The 21,882-nt window shown below is 37.5% G+C and carries 22 protein-coding genes and 1 pseudogene; 3 read left to right on the forward strand and 20 right to left on the reverse strand.

From position 1 onward, the window contains the following. Window positions 1-7: 7 nt before the first annotated feature. From ACJ004_RS20595 to ACJ004_RS20640, 10 genes are all read right to left on the reverse strand, one after another. Window positions 8-1,282 carry an MFS transporter gene (locus tag ACJ004_RS20595; protein ID WP_410895009.1) on the reverse strand — a complete coding sequence of 425 codons (1,275 nt, stop codon included), beginning with the start codon at window positions 1,280-1,282 and terminating at the stop codon, window positions 8-10. A 278-nt stretch (window positions 1,283-1,560) separates the two neighbouring features. Continuing rightward, window positions 1,561-2,901 (reverse strand): four-carbon acid sugar kinase family protein, encoded by a 1,341-nt coding sequence (locus ACJ004_RS20600; protein ID WP_410895010.1) that lies wholly within the window; start codon window positions 2,899-2,901, stop codon window positions 1,561-1,563. 410 nt (window positions 2,902-3,311) lie between these two features. Further along, window positions 3,312-5,084, reverse strand: a complete 1,773-nt coding sequence (locus ACJ004_RS20605; RefSeq protein ID WP_410895011.1) for a PrpR N-terminal domain-containing protein — start codon at window positions 5,082-5,084, stop codon at window positions 3,312-3,314. Window positions 5,085-5,260: 176 nt separating this feature from the next. Then, on the reverse strand, window positions 5,261-5,743 hold the full coding sequence (gene larC2 / locus ACJ004_RS20610; protein ID WP_410895012.1) for a nickel pincer cofactor biosynthesis protein LarC2: 483 nt from the start codon (window positions 5,741-5,743) through the stop codon (window positions 5,261-5,263). Window positions 5,744-5,763: 20 nt separating this feature from the next. After that, the gene (gene larC / locus ACJ004_RS20615) at window positions 5,764-6,591 is read right to left on the reverse strand and encodes a nickel pincer cofactor biosynthesis protein LarC (RefSeq protein ID WP_410895013.1); all 828 of its coding nucleotides are present in this window, start codon (window positions 6,589-6,591) and stop codon (window positions 5,764-5,766) included. Window positions 6,592-6,605: 14 nt separating this feature from the next. Next, complete coding sequence (gene larB, locus ACJ004_RS20620) at window positions 6,606-7,373, reverse strand: nickel pincer cofactor biosynthesis protein LarB (RefSeq protein ID WP_410895014.1); 768 nt, start codon at window positions 7,371-7,373, stop codon at window positions 6,606-6,608. A 13-nt stretch (window positions 7,374-7,386) separates the two neighbouring features. Then, entirely contained in the window at window positions 7,387-8,196 is an 810-nt protein-coding gene (gene larE / locus ACJ004_RS20625) for an ATP-dependent sacrificial sulfur transferase LarE (RefSeq protein ID WP_410895015.1), read from the reverse strand. Between the two features lie 318 nt (window positions 8,197-8,514). Continuing rightward, window positions 8,515-9,816 carry a nickel-dependent lactate racemase gene (gene larA, locus ACJ004_RS20630; protein ID WP_410895016.1) on the reverse strand — a complete coding sequence of 434 codons (1,302 nt, stop codon included), beginning with the start codon at window positions 9,814-9,816 and terminating at the stop codon, window positions 8,515-8,517. A gap of 122 nt (window positions 9,817-9,938) precedes the next feature. Next, entirely contained in the window at window positions 9,939-11,066 is a 1,128-nt protein-coding gene (locus ACJ004_RS20635; protein WP_410895017.1) for a 2-keto-3-deoxygluconate permease, read from the reverse strand. Then, window positions 11,067-12,227 (reverse strand): glycerate kinase, encoded by a 1,161-nt coding sequence (locus tag ACJ004_RS20640; protein WP_410895018.1) that lies wholly within the window; start codon window positions 12,225-12,227, stop codon window positions 11,067-11,069. A 142-nt stretch (window positions 12,228-12,369) separates the two neighbouring features. On the opposite strand from ACJ004_RS20640, the gene ACJ004_RS20645 reads away from it, so the two are divergent. The 3 genes from ACJ004_RS20645 (at window position 12,370) to ACJ004_RS20655 (ending at window position 14,327) form a co-directional block, all read left to right on the forward strand. Beyond that, the gene (locus ACJ004_RS20645; protein ID WP_410895019.1) at window positions 12,370-13,479 is read left to right on the forward strand and encodes a CdaR family transcriptional regulator; all 1,110 of its coding nucleotides are present in this window, start codon (window positions 12,370-12,372) and stop codon (window positions 13,477-13,479) included. Between the two features lie 458 nt (window positions 13,480-13,937). Further along, window positions 13,938-14,132 carry a sulfur carrier protein ThiS gene (gene thiS / locus ACJ004_RS20650; RefSeq protein ID WP_410895020.1) on the forward strand — a complete coding sequence of 65 codons (195 nt, stop codon included), beginning with the start codon at window positions 13,938-13,940 and terminating at the stop codon, window positions 14,130-14,132. A 3-nt stretch (window positions 14,133-14,135) separates the two neighbouring features. Beyond that, the gene (locus ACJ004_RS20655) at window positions 14,136-14,327 is read left to right on the forward strand and encodes a ThiS-like ubiquitin domain-containing protein (protein ID WP_410895021.1); all 192 of its coding nucleotides are present in this window, start codon (window positions 14,136-14,138) and stop codon (window positions 14,325-14,327) included. A gap of 127 nt (window positions 14,328-14,454) precedes the next feature. Here ACJ004_RS20655 and ACJ004_RS20660 read toward each other — a convergent pair. The 10 genes and pseudogenes from ACJ004_RS20660 to ACJ004_RS20705 all read right to left on the reverse strand — a co-directional run. Further along, window positions 14,455-14,640: pseudogene (locus ACJ004_RS20660) on the reverse strand (ArdC-like ssDNA-binding domain-containing protein); the annotation flags it as partial. A 491-nt stretch (window positions 14,641-15,131) separates the two neighbouring features. Next, window positions 15,132-15,341: a hypothetical protein gene (locus tag ACJ004_RS20665; RefSeq protein ID WP_410895022.1), complete on the reverse strand. Its 210-nt coding sequence runs from the start codon at window positions 15,339-15,341 to the stop codon at window positions 15,132-15,134. 1,010 nt (window positions 15,342-16,351) lie between these two features. Beyond that, complete coding sequence (locus tag ACJ004_RS20670; RefSeq protein ID WP_410895023.1) at window positions 16,352-16,921, reverse strand: hypothetical protein; 570 nt, start codon at window positions 16,919-16,921, stop codon at window positions 16,352-16,354. Beyond that, window positions 16,896-17,342, reverse strand: a complete 447-nt coding sequence (phaQ, locus tag ACJ004_RS20675; protein WP_410895024.1) for a poly-beta-hydroxybutyrate-responsive repressor — start codon at window positions 17,340-17,342, stop codon at window positions 16,896-16,898. The genes ACJ004_RS20670 and phaQ overlap by 26 nt, the downstream gene beginning before the upstream one ends. A 170-nt stretch (window positions 17,343-17,512) precedes the next feature. After that, window positions 17,513-17,638 (reverse strand): hypothetical protein, encoded by a 126-nt coding sequence (locus tag ACJ004_RS20680; RefSeq protein ID WP_410895025.1) that lies wholly within the window; start codon window positions 17,636-17,638, stop codon window positions 17,513-17,515. 201 nt (window positions 17,639-17,839) lie between these two features. Further along, window positions 17,840-18,373, reverse strand: a complete 534-nt coding sequence (locus tag ACJ004_RS20685; protein WP_410895026.1) for a hypothetical protein — start codon at window positions 18,371-18,373, stop codon at window positions 17,840-17,842. A 517-nt stretch (window positions 18,374-18,890) separates the two neighbouring features. After that, entirely contained in the window at window positions 18,891-20,243 is a 1,353-nt protein-coding gene (locus tag ACJ004_RS20690; protein ID WP_410895027.1) for an Nramp family divalent metal transporter, read from the reverse strand. Between the two features lie 401 nt (window positions 20,244-20,644). Beyond that, entirely contained in the window at window positions 20,645-21,163 is a 519-nt protein-coding gene (locus tag ACJ004_RS20695; protein WP_410895028.1) for a PrsW family glutamic-type intramembrane protease, read from the reverse strand. Further along, window positions 21,150-21,377 carry a hypothetical protein gene (locus ACJ004_RS20700; protein ID WP_410895029.1) on the reverse strand — a complete coding sequence of 76 codons (228 nt, stop codon included), beginning with the start codon at window positions 21,375-21,377 and terminating at the stop codon, window positions 21,150-21,152. The genes ACJ004_RS20695 and ACJ004_RS20700 overlap by 14 nt, the downstream gene beginning before the upstream one ends. After that, window positions 21,374-21,772, reverse strand: coding sequence for a hypothetical protein (locus tag ACJ004_RS20705; RefSeq protein WP_410895030.1), 399 nt, complete (start codon window positions 21,770-21,772; stop codon window positions 21,374-21,376). Before ACJ004_RS20705 ends, ACJ004_RS20700 begins: the two co-directional genes overlap by 4 nt. Between the last annotated feature and the right edge of the window lie 110 nt (window positions 21,773-21,882).

Consider the following 21,882-nt stretch of genomic DNA (forward strand, 5'->3'; position numbering starts at 1 on the left):
CTGCTACCTATGATATTTGGTTTCTTTTTGCATTTGTTAAGATTGATTTAGATTCATTCTTACTTGTAATAAATCTTCCCAAAATGAGCGTCATCACAGCCGATAAAACGAGTGAAGCAGCTAAAAAGTAAAAGCCAGCATGATAATTGCCTGTCATGTCTTTTAATACACCGAAAAATTTCGGTCCATTATATCCTCCCAAATTGCCAATTGCATTTTGCAAACCAAGTGCTGCACCGACAACACCAGCGGGAATAATAGCAGTTGGAATCGCCCATAATGGGCCGTAAGGTGCATAAACACCTATAGCTGTTATCGACAACAAAATCATTTGCAGAGCTGGAGACGACACAAATTGTCCCACAACCATACTAGTGGCTGCAATCAACAGGGGAATAGCGACATGTTGTACACGGTTCATCCGCTTATCTGACCAATATGAATTAAGCAGCATGCCAATTAAAGCACAAGTAAACGGAATTGCTGTCAGCCAGCCAAGCATGACGGGATCTTTTGTTAATGTTCCGACTACACTTGGCACCCAAAGTGTATACCCATAAAACCCGGTCATCCAAAGAAAATACATGATAACAAGGCCCCAAACCGTCTTGTTCTTGAAAGCCGCCATATATCCTTCTGATTGGACTTTTTTGTTTTGTTCTGTTGCTAATTCCGCTAATAAATTCTTTCTTTCCTCTTTTTTCATCCAATTTGCCTCTGATGGTTGATCTTTGACTATTGCATACCATACAAATGCCCAAATAATTGGAGGTAAGCCCTGGATGAACAGAATCGTCTCCCATTCAAAGTACTTAAGCAGTATGCCAGATAACGGAGACATCAACATTGCTGAAACCGGCAGACATGCCATCCAGAAAGCATTGGCGCGCGCACGTTCTTTAGTCGTAAACCAATTTGCCAATAAAACAAGAACAGCCGGCCATACCCCGCCTTCAGCTACCCCTAGCGCAAACCTGGCAGCTTTAAGCTGTCCCTCTGTCTCAACAAAACCTGCAGCTGTTGCACATATTCCCCATAGCAGCATAAGAATAAAAATGGTTTTTTTGGCTGACCATTTAGCTGCTAAAATCCCCCCGGGAATTTGGAAAATCAAATACCCAACAAAGAAAATCCCTGCAATATCCCCAGCAGCCGAAGCGTTAATGTTTAAATCCTCTTGAATGTAAGGCATTAAAATACCAACATTGATACGGTCGATATAAGCGAGCATGTACATGACAAATGCAACAGGAATTATTCTAAGCCATTTTGATTTTCCCATATAAATATCCCCCAATAATCATAAATTTTAATCGTTCCCATTTGTTCGTATGAATATAGATAACTTCAAGTCTATTAGAATACGCTTTCATTCGAGTGTAAAATCGATAATTCCCAACGGAGAATGGCAATCAGAGTTGTTCAATCATGATCGAATACCATTTATAACATGTTTGCAAAACAATAGTAACTTATTAAATTTAAAAAAGCGTTTTCATAAAATATTAATCAGGGCGGTGATAAACAGGATTGATTTGCTGCCGCCGATTCATTTCCATTTTAAGCATTGCAGCTGTGTCTCCAATAAATAGATTCCTGCTCATCATGAATTTCATTTAATGTTTGCAGTGCTTTAACCAGTGCTTGCTCGGTACCAAATGCCCCCGCTTTCGTCACAAGCGGCAAACCGTCAAATAAGCCGCCGAACAACTTTCCGTATGGCAGGCCGTCTTCCACTTCACCGATGACCCGTATTCCTTTGCCATTTAATACTTTACAGGTAGCACCAGCAATATCTCCTCCCGTTAAAACGGCACCGGAAATGTCCCTGCTTTCAATTAATAGACCGGCGATCAACCCCATGGACTGGGCAATTGTACTGCCAGTTTCCAAGTTTGTTAAACCAAGTGAATGCTGAATAGCCCTTACCCGATCAATTGCTTCACTGCTGCGATTAGTAGCTATGACTAAATCGCCTTTTTGTAGTAATTCCTGTCCTTCCTTGACAACACGTTTAATTTCTTGCGTTCGCATATGTTCGTCGAGAAATTTCTCTGGAGAAATAACGATTTCTTCAATATTCTTTTGCTCTTTTAACTCTTGAACCTGCAGATAGGTTACAGACGTAACACTGCCTGCTACGACGAGCACAGGAAGCCGATTGCTATTCTGTCCTTTGCGAAATGGTTCTTTACGCTGCTCGGTACTGCAAAGATGGTAGGCTATGCCCGCTGATCCTACCCAAAGTACATTTTCTTTCAGAAATTGGGCTGCTTTGACAATCGTCTTAAGATCTTCCTCTGTTGTTGCATCTATCACAACAATTTTGGAAACTTCCCCCGAAGTCAACTGGTTCATTATTTCAGCTAGGCGTCTTTTTCCTTTTCTTACATTTTCAATGGTGATTAACTCGACTTTCCGCTTACTTTGCTCCTGTACCAATTTTGGCAGGTAACTTTCATTTACCGGGCAAGTGGGGTCATTTGCAATTTCAGTTTCCTCTAGCGGCACACCATAAACATAATGTTTCCCACAAACTGTAATTCTCTCACTCTTCGGAAAAGCCGGAACCAAGAACGAGGTCTTAAACTGAAATACATCCATCACAGCATCAATTTCCGTGCCGACATTCCCTCTCATCGTTGAGTCTATCTTCTTTAACACTTTTGTAATGCCATGCTTTTTTAATTGCGCTGATAGAGTACAGACTGCCTCGTAAGCCTTTTGAGAACCTAATGCGCGGCTATCTGAATTTAATACTATGATATCGCCAGTTAAATGTGACGCCTGCAATTGCGTTTCGGAAAATAACACAGTCGTATCCAAACATTTTTTTGCAAATTGTACGCCAGTATCGTTCGCACCCGTTAAATCATCTGCTATAACAGCCAGTTTCACCATTCTTCTCACCTCCCTTTGATTTATTTTCTACTATTCTGATAGTACGTCTGCTCTAGCTACTCTTCTTAAGAAGTTGGGTTCTTTCTAATCGATCGCTTCATTTTGCAACAGCTCGTTGTTTCGTTCCTAAATAATTTAAAACGTTTACATTTATTATTATAATCAACATGGTTGCATTTAGCAATATTGTTTTATTAAAATTTCAAAAAATCTGTTAGTGGAAATTCTTTTTAAGTAAAACTGTTGCATTTTTAATCACACCCAAACTTCTTTTACAAATGTCTGTTAATTAGCAATGTTGCTGAACAGCATTTTGCTCGCTTTAACGGCACCTTGCAAAAGAAAAATGCGCAAGCTTCCTTTGAAGCCCATTTTTATACTTTCTTTTCTGCAAAAAAAGACGCAAGCTCTTATTTAAGCTTGCGCCACAGTGTTGAACGGTTAATACCTAAACGTTTAGCCGCTCTGGATTGGTTCATCTCTTCTGCCTCAAGGACCCTCGTAATCACCTGTTTTTCAATCTCTTCCAACGTTCCACTTAAATCGATAGTGGTAATTGCAGCATTGTTATTGTTTGGCTGCTGTTTTAATTGATTAAGTACCGTTTCAACTTCTTTCTTTTCAATATAATAAGACTGTGATTGCGGTACTAGTTGTTCAATCACCTGTTTAAGCTGTTCTACATTTCCAGGCCAATCATAATTGGCTAGTTCCTCGAGCGCATCCAGTCTGATCCCTACTACTTCATTTCCATATTTAGGATGCAATTCAGAAATAAATATATGCACCAGCTTCTCAATATCTTCGCCGCGCTCTCTCAACGGAGGTATATGGATCTTTAATTGTGCCAATAAATTATATAAATCCTGTTTAAATGTGCCATTTTTAACTCTTTCCTCAATGGTATCCTCTGAAGACACAACCCATTTTGGCGTTTTTACATCTTCCTTTTTGAGAAAATGATACAACTCTTTTTGGGTAAATGGGTTAAGTCTCTCGATGCTTTTTAGGTAAACTACATTATTGGCGTACTTTCGAAAAAAGCCCTCGCTGATTAGGTCCTTCAGCAGTTCCTCGCTCAATAGGTCACAATGCAATGTGATAAATGGTTCATCATTGCTTTTACGTTTTAAATAAAGGGACTGGGCAATTAATTCTTTTCCATTTCCCTCTTCTCCCATGATCCACACAGGTTCATTCATACCACTGTATTTATCAATTTGCTGCAAAATCTTCTGGAGGGGCTCGCTTTTTCCAGCAATAGGGGTATAAGAAACAGATGGGTTAAATTCCAGTGCACTACGATTCCCATTAATCTTCTTGTCCGATACTTCGGTTTTAAAGGCTTTTTCGAAATATAATATAACGGTATCCTCATATGGACATGTCGTTAATTTCCACAATGTATAATCGAAGTGAAGCGTGTTCGTTTGCTTTTCTCTTGTTAAAACCGTTTGTTGTACCATCCTTTTAACAACAGACGAGTTATACAGTTTTATCCAATTGAATTCTTTATTAAAACGCTCGTTTCCATAAATGATTTGCTCTTCACGTATGATTCCAATTGCCTGCTCACTGCAATCCAGAATCGATTGATAAATAGAAACATCCTGCTGGAGCTTCGAAAATAATCGAATTGCCCTTCTCGCTTCTTCCAGTGAATCCATAATTGCTTCTTTACCGGATGTGATCAGCACTCCAGTCAGGCCTAATTGTTTCGCTGCTTGAATCGTTACTACATCTCCTATGATCACTTCATATCCAAGTTTTTTTAAATTCGTTAATTTTTCCTCAACCTCGGTATCCTTCGTGATCGTATACGATTTAATATCCAAATCAAGAAGTTTGCATATCGTAGCTGCACCTTGAGAGATATTTGCAAACCCCACGATTGCTGCTTTTCCTGAAAATCCTTTTACAAGTGTTAGAATACGCAATACATCATAGCCAGACACCTGAATATCAATCACAGGTATTGACGCTTCCTCCTGAATCATAGAAGCAGTACCGCCACGGCTGATAATAATATGATAGCCCCTCTTTTCAGCATCCTTTGCGATGTTAGCCCCCTCGTATAAATTGCCTAATTCAATATGTAATTCAAAATCGTCCACTTCTTGATCAATTTCTTTCATCATTTCAAACAAACCCTCATAAGGGGCTATTACCAAAGCTTTAATCATTTCCCTTCACCTTCTGTTGCAAAAATCAACATAAACTCTTTTTTCAATCATAGCTCAACGTGTTTTTTAAGTAAAGATCTTAGTGTTCAGAATAGAATCCCTGTTACGATAAAGAAAAATCCCTCCAGGATTGAAGATAGAGGACTTCCCTTTACCTGCAGACCAAGAGGGATTTTTTATTCCCATTGGTTTGTGCCAATTTTTTCCCATACTTTTTGGTAAACTTCTTTTATGGGAACGTTATTTTCCTTGGCAATTTTACGGCAATCCTCGTATTCCGGGGCATATTGAACGATTTTCCCCTCGTGTAAGCCTTGTTTGACTGTTACTTCTCCCCATTGGGTTTGGATTTTATAAAATTTTCGGGCCAGGCGGTGGACGTATAACGGATAGTAGCGAATGCCAAGTGTAGTCGTTTCAGCAAATAATATTTTTTTCATCTCATTGATTTTCTTTTGTTCACATAATAACTGAAGCATAACTCCCGGGCGATTTTTCTTCATAAAAATAGGAGTATAAAACACATCATTGGCACCGGCTTCAAATAATTGCTCCATTACATATCCAAGCCACTCCCCCGGTATATCATCCAAATTTACTTCCATCTTGACCATATTATGATCGACATGTTCTTCAGTATGCGGAAATTGCTGCGGCATATAAGCTCCCACCTTCTGGATTAAGAAGTGCCCAATATGATACGTAAAACATTCGGATGTTCAGGGAAATCTTTAGTTCCTGCTCCATACCCGATTGAATTAACATTAAAGGACGGAATTGGGCCAAATTCCTCTGTGAGGGCTGACAGAATACCAGCGCCTGTCGGGGTTGTCAATTCTCCTTCTATCTCCGTTGCTTTAATTGGCAACCCTTTCAAAATTTCTAAAGTAGCCGGTGCTGGCACTGGGTACTTTCCGTGCGCAATCTTAATGTGACCATTCCCAACCGGAACAGCCGATGAGACAATTTTGGTTACCTTCAATTGATCGAGAAGAATGCATGTCCCAACAATATCTATGATGGAATCAACTGCACCCACTTCATGAAAATGGACTTTTTCAAATGGGATATTATGGATCTTCGCTTCTGCTCTTCCAATTTTTTCGAAAACAGCCAGCGCCATCGTCTGGACATTTTCATTAAATTCTGCATTTTTAATGATTGTGACAATATCGGAATAATGCCGGTGGTGATGATGGGCATGATGGTGATGTTCATGATGATGCTCATGTTGGTGATGGTGATGATGTTTGTAATGATGTTTGTCCTGATGATGATCTTGATGGTGGCTGTTATCGGTTTCATTTTCAGTCAGGATTACATCAAATTTCGTTGCAGAAATTCCTTTCTTAACAACCTTTTCCCAGTTCAGATTATATTCATCATTTAAATCAAGTTTTTTTAATTCTTTTTCGAGCAGATGAATATCGGCTCCTAAATCGATAAGCGCACCGATGGTCATATCCCCGCTTATTCCAGAAAAACAATCAAAATAGAGTGTTTTCATTTATTTTCATCCTCTTAATCTACTATATTTTTATGATGATTTTTATGGATTAATGTTGCATAATATCCTGCACCAAAGCCATTATCAATATTTACAACGCTGATTCCCGGAGAGCAGGCATTGAGCATCGATAATAAAGCCGAAAGACCCTGGAAATTCGCACCGTAACCAATACTTGTAGGTACAGCTACAATCGGATTGCTAATTAAACCGCCAACCACACTTGCAAGTGCCCCTTCCATTCCAGCAACTGCGACGGTCGCTGTTGCGTTCTCAATTTCATCAAGGTGATGAAAAAGCCGATGGATTCCGGCCACTCCTACATCGTAAATTCGTTTTACCGAAGCTCCAAACGCTTCAGCTGTAACTGCGGCTTCCTCTGCAACCGGCAAATCAGAGGTTCCTGCACACACAATGGCAATATAGCCTTTATATAAAACAGCCGGCTCAGTTTCGTGCTTCCAAAATAGCGTTCTTGCCACTGGATTGTAGGTAAGGCCGGGAACGGCAGCGATGACTTCAGCCGCTTTTAGCTCGTCTACTCTTGTAGCCAGAACACGATTAATATTCTTCTTTAAGGCGGTTATGATCGAAATGATTTGTTCCACGCTTTTCCCTTCACCAAACACCACTTCGGGAAACCCTGTACGTTTCTGTCTTTGATGATCTAATTTAGCAAAGCCCATGTCCTGAAATTGGACCAGCATCGTTTTTGCCTGTTCCACATCTATCGTTCTATCTCTCACTTGCTTTAATATCGCTTCAATATTCCTATTTTCCATTGATGACTCACCTTTAGTTCAGACTTGTTGTTAACACTTTATTCATGCTGCCGCTCATATAGCCTTGCAGATCAAGGGTAACATATTTATAGCCAAAACCATGAAGGTTTTCTATGATTTCGTTATGATGAGTTAAAACTAGCTGCATGTCTTTAGGTTCTACTTCAATCCTGGCAATCTCCTGATGAGTTCGTACACGCACTTGTCTGATTCCCAAACCTTTTAGATAAGCCTCTGACTTATCAATCTTTGTTAGTTTTTCTTGAGTAATTTTTTCGCCATAAGCAATTCGTGATGACAGACAGGCAAACGATGGTTTTTCCCATGTAGGCAAGTTTAACTGTTTTGACAATTCACGAATTTCTTCTTTATAAAGATTTGCCTCTTGCAGCGGTCCGCGGACTCCATGCTCTTTGGCAGCACGGACACCGGGGCGATGTTCACTCATATCATCAGCAATCAAACCATATACGACGTTTTTAAAACCCTTTTGCCGCATAATCGGAACGACTTCTTCAAACAATCCATTTTTACAGAAATAACAGCGATTCTGGTCATTTTCTGCATAACCGGGGATATTCAATTCAGAGGTTTCAATTACTTGGTGTGTTGCTCCAATTAATCCGGCCAGCATTTTCGCCTCTTCTAATTCACTAGTAGGGTATGTTTCAGAATCAGCTGTAACTGCCAGAACGTTTTCAGTTCCTAAAACATCTACCGCTACTTTTAAGAGAAGCGTACTATCGACACCGCCGGAAAATGCAACAACAACATTGTCCATTTCTTTTACTATTTGTTTAAGGCGTTCATATTTCTCTTTCATTCGTATTCCCCCCATTACAGCTGTATGTTCAATCTATACTGATATTAAAAATTTTATTGTTGCAAAATTAATCCATCGAGAAACAATTTCGCTCTAATTTAGTATATTAGTTATGCATTTTGCAACACAATTTTATTATAAGCGAATTTTCGGAAAAGTAAAAGAAAAAATAAAGCGATTACAAAAATAAATACTATTAATATAGGTTTATGTAATCTAACACAATACATTTTTATTTAAAGCCTTTATCATGTGTGGTCTAACTCTTTTAAATGAAAAAAAGAGCAGTTTCACCGATAGATGAAATCTGCCTTCAAGTTATAAGTTTTTTGCTAGGCCCGAAACCTCTCCGGGAATTTTTTCTTCTACATACGGAATGGTTAGTGGGCCTAATGGCAATACGGCAATTGACATCTCACTGCCATATTTCTCATATAACGTTCCCAAGGTTTTTTCAATATCGTGTGATGGTTGCAGCATGGCTCCTTGTACTTGTTCATCTGTCAATTCTGAAAAAACATATACATCCGCCCAAACCTGAGCCACAGCCTGCTTTTGAACTTGCCATTGATCAAACATTTTAAATTCCGGGTCATTAATCATTTCCAGCAAAGTTTCAGGAGTTTTGGCTAATCCAAAAATTTTTGAGTAATTTCCGTGATCCGGCAATCCGTCTGAGCACTCTGACGCTACAATAATAGCTCCACCTTCTTTAACAATTTTGTGTGCCGCACTCATCCCTTTTACGGCCTGATATAGATTTTGATCAAGTGGATAACCGGAGTTGGAAGTGATGACTATATCGAAACGTTTTTCGCATTGAATCATGGCATGTTCTTTAACAAAAGCACATCCTTTATCATGCGCCTCATATAATTCACCAGCAAATACTGAGGTTATTTCTTTTTCTCTATTTAATGTGACATTTAACATAAAGTTCGGTTTGCACATCCGATTTATTTCTCTTGTCATTTCCTGGACTGGATTATCTTCCATATTTCCCCACGTTGAACGCGGGTCCCCAATCATTCTTGCGTTATGAAACGTCATAATCGTTTCAATGCCAGCTATGCCAGGCATGATACCTTTAGGACCCCCTGAAAAGCCAGCAAAAAAGTGGGGTTCAATAAAACCGGTTACGATCCGGAAATCAGCCTCTACATAATCCTTATTTAAATACACATCGCATCCAAATTTACTTCTTCCCAGGTTTACAAGAGTCTCCTTATCATGGCACTGATTGTTAATGATCCGTATATTATCTACAACCCATTCTCCAAGCATTCGGACGAACTCTTCTCTTGTTTGGTCACGATGGGTTCCTGTACCATTGATAATAACAAAATTCCCCAGAGGAACATGAGAGAGTTCCTGAATGAGCAGCGGTACCAGCTTATGATTAGGGGTAGGCCTTGTGATATCACTAATAATAATAGCAACGGTATCCGTGGGCTTAACCATCTCCTTGAGCGGAGGTGTACCTATAGGACTGCTTAAAGCAGCTTTAATAGCTGTTTCGTCATTTTCCAGGCCTGGCAAATTATTTGGTTCTACAATAAAAGCTGAATCAGGCAAATTCAGTGACAGGCCGTTTTTTCCATACAATAAAGTTGTTTCCATGCAGTATCCCTCACTTACTAAGTTGGAGTTTATTAATATAGAAGTTTCTAATAATTATCCCAATTTTCCCCTATCCATATAAGGAAATGATTAACCCTAAGATCACTCACAGGGGTATATGTTTATTTTGCTGCGTGTATCGATTGTTCTTTTTTTACCCGAGGATTCTTCTCTTCTTTTTCAAATGTGCCATCAATGCCTCTTCTTCTTTGATATTTATCGACAAAAATGACGGCAATCGGACACAAAATAGCAGTTGTAAGAACGGCTATAGAGATTTGAGCAGTGGCCAGGACCGCTATACTTTCATATCCAGCAGCTTCAGCCTTGCTCATCATTCCAGAGCCAGCAGCAACCGCTGCAGCAGCGGCAATCGCAGCAGGTGTAGCAGCTGCGTTTCCTGCGGTGGATGCTTCAGCCACCGGTGCAATGAAACTTTTTTCTCTAAATAACTTAAACACCAAAATTCCGGTAAGACCTGTTAGTACAGTAGTTAAAATTCCAATTGTTAACCCCGCTGCAACTACCGCTGGATTAAAGAAATTGGCAAAGTTCATGCCAGCCCCTAAAGCAAAAGCAAAGAATGGTACAGGCAGGATTTCGCCAGCCTTTAAAAACGCGCGGATCTCGGGATCCAAGTTCCCTAAAATCATACCGATTGCGATTGGAAGCAGAACTGCAATAAAAGCGATAACCGGGAATTTTGCCCCAAGCAGCCCCAGGGACATTAAGGTAAAGAAAGGACCATCATTAAGGGAAAGGACTGCAACTGCACCTACATCAGAACGATTGCCATATTGGCTTGTCAGTGCAGCATACATCCCGCCGTTCCCATTAGTCATAGCCGCAATGATTGCCATAGTTGATAAACCAAACAGCCCATGCATAGGGTCAAAGAAGTATCCAAACAAAAGACCAATTGCTAATCCAGTTAAGTATTTTGAAGTAGTAAGCAACACACCTTTCTTAAGTGCGGTTCCTCCTACCCTTAAATTCATCTGGCTGCCGGCACAGAAAAGAAACATAGCAATCAACACCAAGGCTCCATTTTTAAAAAGGGCTTCAGAAAACCCGCCGATTCTTAAGAACTCATAATTTCCTTCTGGAGTCTGGGCAACCCCGAGGTATTTTAAAAAGTCCATGAGCATTGGTAAATGCATTTGGTCAAGGGTGTTTAAAAGGGCTCCTAACATTAAAGGAACAACCATTAAGCCTCCGGGAACTTTCTCAATCGTTTGTTTGATTCTCATTTATAGACCCACCTTCATCTGATTTTGTTTTCTATAATAAAAATAGGAACGGACAACTTGTTCTGTACCGTTTTCCAATAATTCTGCAGCACTTTCAATAGCCTCGTTCAACTGCATCGGTTTATTTATAATACTGTTCACGCTTACCACGCCATACTGATATAAAGCGTCAATTCCCTTTCCAATAGAGCCTGCCAGGATAACAGTTGGAATATTCCGTAATTTTGCCGCCTGAGCAACCCCCATTGGCGTTTTTCCCGAAGCGGTCTGAAAGTCAACCTGCCCTTCACCGGTAATGACAAGGTCTGCGTCAACAAGAGCTTGATGAAGCCCGGTATATTCAATAACGACATCAATCCCTCGCCTTATTTCCGCAGGGAAAAAAGCCTGAAACGCTCCACCAATCCCACCTGCAGCTCCCGCACCAACCAAATCATGCAAATGGATACCAGTAACCTTCTCAACTGCCTCTGCCCAATCCGCCAGACTCCTGTCTAACAGTTCTACATTTTCCGGAGTCGCTCCTTTTTGCGGGCCAAAAACATAGGATGCCCCATCCGGACCAATTAAAGGGTTTTGTACATCAGAAGCAATCAGGAATGTACAGGTTTGAATTCTGCTATCAAAGTTGCTTATATCTATGGAGTTTATTCTTGAAAGCTCTGCCCCTCCAAAAGATAATTCTTTTCCTTCTTTATCCAGAATCTTCAAACCTAAAGCCTGAAGCATACCTGCGCCGCCATCATTGGTAGCTGAACCTCCTACTGCAAGAATGAAAGATTTAAACCCATCATCTAGAGCCTGCTTAATAAGTTCTCCGGTACCAAATGTTGTGGCTTTCAAAGGATTAAGTTCTCCCAGAGGAACAAGCCACAGTCCCGAAGCCTTGGCCATTTCAATAACACAGGTCTTCCCATCTCCCAAAACCCCATACTCAGAGTTAACCTTTTTGCCTAAAGGACCGGTCACGCGTACTGGAACCCTTCTCCCTTTTGTCGCAGCCACCAGTGTGTCCAATGTCCCTTCTCCCCCGTCTCCAACAGGAAGCAACAATGTTTCTGCTTCAGGAAAAGCTTTTTTAATACCTTTTTCGATTGAAAATGCTGCTTCTACTGAACTAAGACTACCCTTAAAAGAATCTGGGGCTATAACAATTTTCATAGAATCCCTCCGAAAACGCTTTCAAATCTGTTTTTTTCTATTATACTAGTCTTGTAGGTTTTATTCATCGTGCGCAACAGACAAATATAACGCTATATTTTCCGTTTTTTTTGTATTGATTGACTAATCTTTGGAGGTAAATATGCTAACTAGAGAAATTGCGATTGATATAGTTAAGGAAACTTCTATGCGCTTAAATCGAAATATTAATATTATGAATGAAAAAGGAATTATTATCGCTTCAGGTGATTTGTCAAGGATTGACGATATTCATGAAGGAGCACTGGAGGTAATAAAGAAGGGCCGGTCACTGACCATTCACCCTGACAAGGAAGGCGTCTGGAAAGGGGCTCAGCGAGGAATTAATTTACCGATTATCTTTCAGGATAAAATCGTCGGAGTAATTGGAATAACAGGTAACCCCGATGAAATGCAGGAATTGGGCGGTATAGTCAAGATGACAACCGAGCTTATGATTAAGCAGCAGTTTATTGCTTCACAAACGGAGTGGCTGCAGCGGACAAGAGAAATGATTATTGAGGAATTATTAAAAGTGTCCCCATCCAACAGCCATATTGAACGGGGATTGAATTTACTTGAAATAAAACTTCAGCCTCCATTTGTCACCTTTATCATTCAAATGACTGAGCGTGCAATCTCCAATAACAGGCTGATCCATGAGTTGGAAGAAATAACAGGCAAGAACAGAGGACTTATTGGTTTTATCAATATCAACCGAATCTTAATTGCTGTATCAGAATGCATTCCATCAGAAGTAGACAGAATATTAGAGAAAGTTTGTCGCGTATTAAAAAAACTTAAGGTGAAATTTCGGCTTACCTACAGTATTCCTTTTCAGTCTTTAAGTAAGTTTTGCCAATCTTACACAGATTGTGATCTCGCTCTACAAATCAGTGATGAAAGTGAGGAACTGATCTCCTTTGCCGAAATTGAATCAAAAGCTCTTATTTTTAAAGTCGACAGAGCCGGCGCTGAGAGGTTTACAAACCGAATAATAAATCAAACACTAATTAAGTATACTGAAACGCTGGAAACCTTTTTTAATAAAAATCTGAATATTCAGCACACGGCTGATGAATTATTTATTCATCGGAATACACTAATATACCGGCTAAATAAAATAGAGGAAGAAACAGGCTACGATCCAAAATGCTTTAAAGACGCCTTAACTCTTCAGCTGGCAATTTGGACTTCAAAAAAGTTAAAAAGTGAGGAAGCTTATCTTTTATAACGACTAATCTAAAAAAGTACAATACCACATATGCTTTTTGAAATTACCTGCTTATGATTCAAAAAGAAAGAGGATCTCCAAAAATCCTAGTTTTTTTGAGCTCCTCTTTTCGACCACACACTTACCATTTTAATAGAAACAGTGCACAAAAAGGTGCACATACTTAATTTGTTTAATTCAACTAGATTAATCTAGATTTCTTTTAAAACGCTAAAACCCTTGATAAATATGACTTTATTGAATTCAATTCTTATTTAACGCCGTTTATTAAGAATTGAATCTGGCACCTTTGTTTTCTGTTCAATTCCAACAAATAGTCTATCCTTTTCTTGACTATAATACCCAACCTTCGTATAATTTAACTATATAAAATGAAGCACAAAATGGGGTACACCACCGAAAAGGTGTAGGTCCTATTTTGTGCTTTTTTTGTGGAAATTTAGAAAGGATGTGAAAAAATGAAAGTAAATGGCGCCTTTGTTGTATTGGAGGAAAGGCAATCTTTATTTGATTTTTTAACTATGCAAAAATTTGATTTGACAACAATTGCAGTAGAACGCAATGGAAAAATTATTCCAAAAGCTGCTTATAAGGAAGTTTTGCTTGAGAATGAAGACAATCTGGAAATTGTTAGATTTGTGGGAGGTGGTTGATCTATGAATATAACGATAAATGGAAAAGAGATTGAAATAGCTTGTCAGACTGCATTTGAAGTACGAGAACAAATTGGAAATCCAACGGACATTGTTATTTTAAATGGCTTTCAGATAGAAAAGGATTCCAAAATATCAGAGAATGACGGTAATAGACTGCTTTACCCGATTGAAATGTGTAATCTGGTGAGTTGATATATCCTTTAAAAATTTCCTCCGCTTTTTCGATAGGGTCATGATCAAAGGTTTCATTGCTTCTTTTACTTTCTAAGCCGGTACACTGTCTATTTATCTCCCAAACTCGATAATAAAAGGGGTTGGCAAAGGTCTTTTTTTCCCCTGTTTCTTCGTCTTCTTTCTCTTTACAAAGCCAATAGACAATGATATGAGAATTTTTCAGTTCCTCTTTTTTAATTCTTCCACCCGCTTCTAAAATCTGTTTTTTGGAAGCATATTCCCCCTGCTCTACTAGGAAAATATTGATTCCCCGGTAAGGTTTTTGTGTTTTCCAGTTGACTGCATTTGAATCGGTCTATGGCTGGCGCCACGGTACAACACCCTTTTCTAATTTTCGGATGATTTTTTTGTAATAATTTCATACACGCTTTTTGCCATCTTGTTTTTCCTCCTTTGATTTGCTAATGATTTTAGACTTTTGATGTTTGCCTAATGATTTCCTTTCCCTTTTGACTTGCGAAGCGAGTAAGTTCCCCAAAGGGGGATGATTTTTCCCCTTTTGCAAGTTGAACGAAAAACACGCATAGTCAATGGGTCAAGGGCGCTCTTTGCACAAAAGTTTTTTGCTGTTGTGATAACGCCTTTAAGCAAAAAGTTTTTTGCCCCTTGACCGATTGACTAGCCTTCTTAGCTTCTAGCCGGAAAGGTTCGGGTGTCCTACCGGCTGGAAGCTTAGAAGGCTTGCGTTGTTTTACGATTCGGAAGGCAAAAGGGAAAAATAAACAATAAAAGCAGCCGTTTCGGCTGCTCTCCTTTTGTCTTTTATTCTTTTGATCTTTCAATCTTTTGATTTTCCGGTTTTCCGGTTTTCGGCTCGTTCGGTATGGCGGCGTTTGCCGTACAGACCGTGGTTATCGGTCCATTTAATGCCGAAGCGACACGTACGGAATGATAGAAAGATGCTTTTCCTTTCTGATCAGACCGTAGTGCTGCCGCCCAAATCCATAAGGCTAGCACTTTCAATAAATCCATATCTGACCTTTTTTAATGGATTTCTATTATCCACTGGAACATCTCGATATGCTAAAGGAAACTTTTCTCTGTGCCGCCTTTCATCTCTGGCAGAATGATGCAGCAGTTGTCGTAGAAATTGAGTATGGAAATTAGTGTAAACTGATCAAAAAAAGATTGCCGACTAAGAAAGAAGGATATGTTAGAATATTGATATTATTGGAACAGGCGGAAGAGAGTATCGCTTGGTCTTCTTTAAATTTACTCATGATCTAGATATTTTTACGGATCAATATAAAAAGAGTCTTAAAGGAATATGAAAACTGATAAAATTGTTCCAACAAAATGATTGGAAAATAACAAATAATATCATCTTTATCGCCTTTTTGTTAAATGAAAGGATATATAATTAGTGACAAAAACATCTGTTTATAATTTATCCATTTTGATCTAAGTTTTAATAAGGATAACATTGAGGAATAAGTTATTTCACCTCTTTTTTTAATTCTAATAACAACATCAACAATAACATTATCTTTTTTATTGTTGTCATTATTATTGTTATCATTGACATATGTTTTTTTTAAATGGAGTTAATGAAAAGTGACAATAAAGTAATTTAATTTTATAACTGAATGAATTTTACAATTCTAATCACTTATTCCCCAAGCGTTTCAAGGCATGAAAAAAAGAGTACCCCCCAAATTCTTGTATATTGTAAGTGACGAAACAAGCACAATCAAGAATTGAAAAGAGCTTGACTCCCTATGCCTATCATACGACTCGGAAGCTTGTTTGACATACAGATCGCAATACCAGAGTCACTTGTTAGCTGCTTAAGCTATAAGGTTTTTTTAAGAGGGCCCATTTTATAGGTCATAGTTTTCAAGCTGATAGCTCAGTGACTGTTTTATCGTTAAAATTTTTAAACTATAATCCAAGTAATAGATTTTGAATTTAAAAAAGAGACAATCGCCCGAACGATTGTCTCTTTACTATTTTTAAGGATGAATCTTAATGATTTATCCTTATTAATTATTTACATGTACTTTTACACTTTTCTCGATCATGGAAAAGATGTTTGCATGGTTGTTTTTTGCAATTTCCACATAATCACTTGTAACTTTTAGCAAGTCGTTTCGACGCTCTCTTACATAGTGTACATAATTCTCACTATTTTCCACAAGGTTATTATCAAATCGATCCATTAGATCGAAGGATAATTTAATTGGAGTTAACCCTAGATTCTCTACACGATCAGATACATCTCGAAATTGGTCTGTAAGCTCTGGAAAATCAATCTGTAAGACATCATTTTTTTTATAAAGGGCGCTTACACTATCAACGATTTCACTGTTGGTCTTTTTAGATTCTTGATAAAGATTTAAAAAAGAATTTCTAAAGTCTTTATTGAACTTAATCGTTTCTTTTACAGTCTTTAGATAAGCTTCTTCTCCACTTTCTTGTAGTTCCTTTGCCCAATCTAACGATAGTGCGAATTGATTCCATATTGTGTCTACAAATGGTATGACTTGATAACCTTCTTCCTTAACTTCAGCAGCTTTCTTTACTTGCTCACTTTTTTTTGTCGTTGTACTCATTTTCATTCCTCCTCTGGTCATTGGTGCCTTTCTCTATTGGATCCTTCCTTTTAAATGAAGGGATATAGAGCTCTAGTAAATTAGAATACATTGTGAAGAATTGATCTAACATTGATTGGTAGATTTCTAATTGATTTGCATATCCCTTTAAGTATGTAACGCCTACCTCTGTGATTTTGTAACGTCGCTTTGCCGGACCATTTCCCGTAGTATCCCATTCAGATGAAACAAGGTTTTCCTTTTCAAGCTGACGAAGGAGCCGATATAAGTTTCCTTGATCAATCGTATGAAACCCAAATGTTTCAAGCTTTTGAAATAGCTCGTATCCATGAAGTGACATTCTACTAAGAATTAATAATATAAAAGGCAGAACAAAACTCTTTGATGGTTGAATGGTTTGATTGGCGCTATCTTTTGCCATAGGATTATCTCCTTAGTTCTTCTATATGTGTAATTTACACTTATGGGTTTATTATGTCAATCATTTTTATTATAAAATATTTAAAATATTTTTTATGTTATTCCGTTGGCACAAGAGACGGCTACTACTGATTCAACTGAACAAGCTTCGGAAACACCTTTAAAATGGGTCTAACCTAGGAACGTAAAATTTCCATATCGGTTAAACCCTCCCGATCCATTTAGTGCCGACGCGACACGTACGGAATGATGGGAAGTGTCTTTTGCTTCCTTTTCAGACCATAGTGATGCCGCCAATATTGAACTAGATCATCTTCTTTCTAAAAATAACCTCTCCTACCGATGTATACGAGACAAAATATAAATGTAAAAAGAGCCAAAATACGCAAGTAGTGCATAAAAACTTGCAAATTTTAGGCTCTTAAATTTTATTCCTAAATGTGTTAAAGCACTCGTTAGCTTAAGAACAATCCTTCACAATCTTTTCAAAGAAGATGATTATGCATCCTTATTGTGTAAATCAGGTCCCCAATATTCAATTGTCACATCTGAATATTCATCTTCACTCAAAATAAAACCAAAATTAAAATTCACCGAAACAATAACCAAGTCATCGTGCATTTCTAGCATCAGTTTTTGAACAAATCTTTTGCATTCTATTAGAGGTAACGTTATTGCAAGAGGAAAATCAAGATAAAGTTGATTACTACTTCTATAATAAAATCCAAAAGTTGATGGATAAAAGAGGATATTTTCATTTTCGTAAATCTTAAAATAATCAAATAAAAAATCAATCTTTAACTTTAGTGTTTCTTCGTCATATGGGATTTTAAAAACATCAATTTTATCTGTCTTAATTAGCTTATATACTTTTTTATGAACATCCTCAGAAACTTCAAAGTCTACAAACACTTTATCAGATATATCAATGGCGTGGTATTTCAGTAAGTCATCTACCAGTTGTTTCTTCGCTTGTTTTATTTTATTTTGTTTCAATAACATCTCTAACTTACTTTTTCTTGAATCAGACAATAATTCTCTCACCTGCCAAATTCTTGATAATCTGAGCTTAACATATTGCTACACTCTATCACATTTCTTATTTAAAATAGACGGTTTATGCTGATTCTCCTTCTTGTGCTAACCTGCTTCGTTAGTGCAGCAAGCATGAGCTCGCAAGTATGTATAAATATTAGTTTGTATACATTTTTTCTTGAGTATCGATTCATAAATATGCTGCCTAAACATATATTAAATAATTTCCGAAAACAGCCAAACGGTGATCTGCCTGATTAACCAAGGCAATCATGTATGCCTCTCCATTGTAAAAATGTACGTTTTAAACTGGAAAAAAGTGTCCCAATTTATCAAGCAAAAACTGTGTCATCTCTTTCAAGCGGTCACATTAGCGTAGTCTGGTTTAACTTTTACTGGCTCTGTATTAAATCTTTTTAATAAATTTCTTAATAAAAAAAGCAACCCCTTTATGAGATTGCCGTTCCGTCAAATAATTTACATGGTAATTTTTCAATTAAAAATGGTCGATTTACTAACCAAAAAACGTTCGAATCAGTAAATATACATTCAGACAAATGATGACGATTGCTACAATCCAAGCAAGAATTTTAAGCCAAATTGGATTGACGAACTCACCCATTTTCTTCCTATCGCTAGTGAATTTAATAAGAGGCACAACCGCAAACGAAAGTTGTAAAGACAATATAACTTGACTCAATATAAGAAGTTGAGTGGTTCCGCTTTCGCCATAAAGAGCAGTTACTATAACAGCAGGTACAATAGCAATTAATCGGGTAATAAGTCTTCTAAGCCAAGCTGGGAGGCGAATATTCAAAAAGCCTTCCATGACAATTTGACCAGCCAATGTCCCTGTTAATGTTGAGTTTTGACCAGAAGCAAGCAACGCAACCCCAAATAAAATACTTCCAATTGTCGTTCCTAGAATCGGAGTAAGTAAATGATAAGCATCATTAATATCTGCCACTTCCGTCAATCCTGCTTTATGGAATGTGGCAGAGGAAAGGATCAAGATAGCAGCATTTATAAATAATGCAAAGAACAGTGCAATGGTTGAATCCCATGTGGCATATTTAATAGCCTGGCGTTTCCCCAAACTGGTTTGTTGATACTTTCGAGTCTGAACGATTGATGAATGAAGGTACAAGTTGTGTGGCATGACTGTTGCACCTAAAATACCAATGGCAATATAAAGCATCGTTGGGTTACTAATAATCTCTGTGCTTGGAACAAAGCCTTTTAATATGCCACCTACATCAGGCTTAGAAAGGAACATTTCAGTTGCAAAACAACCTCCAATCGTAACAATTAAGACAATAACCAACGTTTCAATAAAGCGAAATCCTTTATTTTGTAGCAGCAATACCACTAGTACATCTAAAGCCGTAATAATAACACCATATATCAACGGAATTCCAAACAAAAGATTTAATGCAATTGCCGAACCGATCACTTCCGCTAAATCACAAGCAGCTATCGCTAGTTCACATAAAATCCACAAACCCATTGCGACTGGCTTACTGTAATGGTCACGGCACGCTTGAGCTAAATCCCTTCCCGTCACGATCCCTAGCTTCCCAGCGAGTGCTTGTAGTAGAATTGCCATCAAATTAGACAATAATATAACAGAAAGTAACGTATATCCGAATAGGGATCCTCCTGCAATATCTGTTGCCCAGTTACCTGGGTCCATATAACCGACCGCCACTAAGTAACCTGGTCCTGCAAAAGCAAGGAATTTTTTTATCCAAGAACCAGTCTTTGGAATACGAACACTTCTATACACTTCTGGTAAAGTCGATTGTGTTCTTTTATTTTTCCAACCTTCTTCCACCGAAATAGGCAGTTCTTTTACATCCTCACTCATTTTTTCATCACCTCATTATTGGTATACACTAAATATGTTGTACCAAGGAAACTTTTTGAGTAAAAAAATCTCATTTGTTAAATAAATTATATTAAGGAGCAAAGAAGTAGTTTCTAAATATAATTTATTTTACAAATTTTTTTAGTCAAAGGAAACTTTTATGGGAAATTAAATGAAAAGAATCTTAAAATCCTCTTGTTACCATACAAAAATTCAGATTAAAGGAATAGCCATAATAATAATGACAATTAAAGAAATTCTCTCTCCTTTTAAGAATCCCCAATATGAAATCTGTAATTCTTTTAATCCGACATTTCTTCTGCCCCTTTTAGAACTAAAATTAAGTTATTATTAAGATTTTTCCACAAAAATTTGCAATTCTCTTTAGTTAAAAGTAAGCCTTATATACTGTGCTGTTTATTAAAATGGTTCTTACTTAAAGATTCTGCCGTTTGTACTGTTTTCATCCCCAACGACCATAGGAAAATCATTAATGGAATTATAAATACCCATAATTCTTCATTTAACATTAAATAATTAAATATTCCATGTAATACAGAAGGAATTAATAACGATAAAACCATCCAGAATATTTTCGTTCCTGGGGTAAATTTCTCTTTACTCATATAAAAACCCATAATAACCCCAAATAAAGCATGGCTAGATACAGGTAACAAAGCTCGGTTAAAAGCGATTTCTACCCCATTTGACATCAAATATATAATATTCTCAGCAGTTGCGAAACCCAAAGAAACTGAGGTTCCATAAACAACCCCATCAAAAGGCTCATCAAATTCGGCACTTCGATACGCAATAAAATAAAGAACAAACCATTTAGAAAATTCCTCAAATATTCCATAAGAAAATAAAACCGTTCCAATATCAGTTCTGATAAAATTTTCTGTTTCAAATATATTCAACAAATGCGATTGGAAAGATTAGAATTGCACCGAAAATAAATGTACGAATCACCATCTGTATTTGGCAATTAAAAAATGCTGTTTTGGCAGTATGTTTTTTGAATATAAAAAACCGAGAATATGCAAGTAATGAATAAAAAACTGCATATTTTCGGCTCATTGATAATTTAGGATATTGAGCAAAAGCACCTGTTAGTTGAAGAACATCGTTCATTTACCAATCAAAAACAGTCTTTCCCCTTCATACAATTGATACTGTTCAAAAGATGTTGAATCAGCAAATAAGTCTAAATACAATTCTTTATTAAATTCGATTACCAAATCTTCCGTTGGTTCAAAGTGATAAATACTCGTAATTGGAATCTCTAATAAATGCTTTTTTAAAGTGGATAGAAAACCGATTCCTCGTTGTTCCGTAGAACCTACTAAAATGCCGTCCCTATTTCTTAATCTCCAAGGACATTCCACATTTAAACTCCCCTGTTCAAACTTCACATTAATGAGCTCTTTACCTACTGGAATAATGTCAGTAACTTTTTTACCAATAAAAGTTGAGAAATCAATGTCACTTTGTTTTATAGAAATACCCAAATTAACACCTAATTTCACTGTATTTTAATGCCATTATAATCGAATACCTTCTTCAACTAAACTGCTTCGTTAGTTCAACAAGGAGTTCAACAAAAAAGGCCGTAATCCTCCTGGATCAAATACAGCCT

This window comes from Neobacillus sp. 204 (genome assembly GCF_046562815.1).
Classification (GTDB): Bacteria; Bacillota; Bacilli; order Bacillales; family Cytobacillaceae; genus Neobacillus.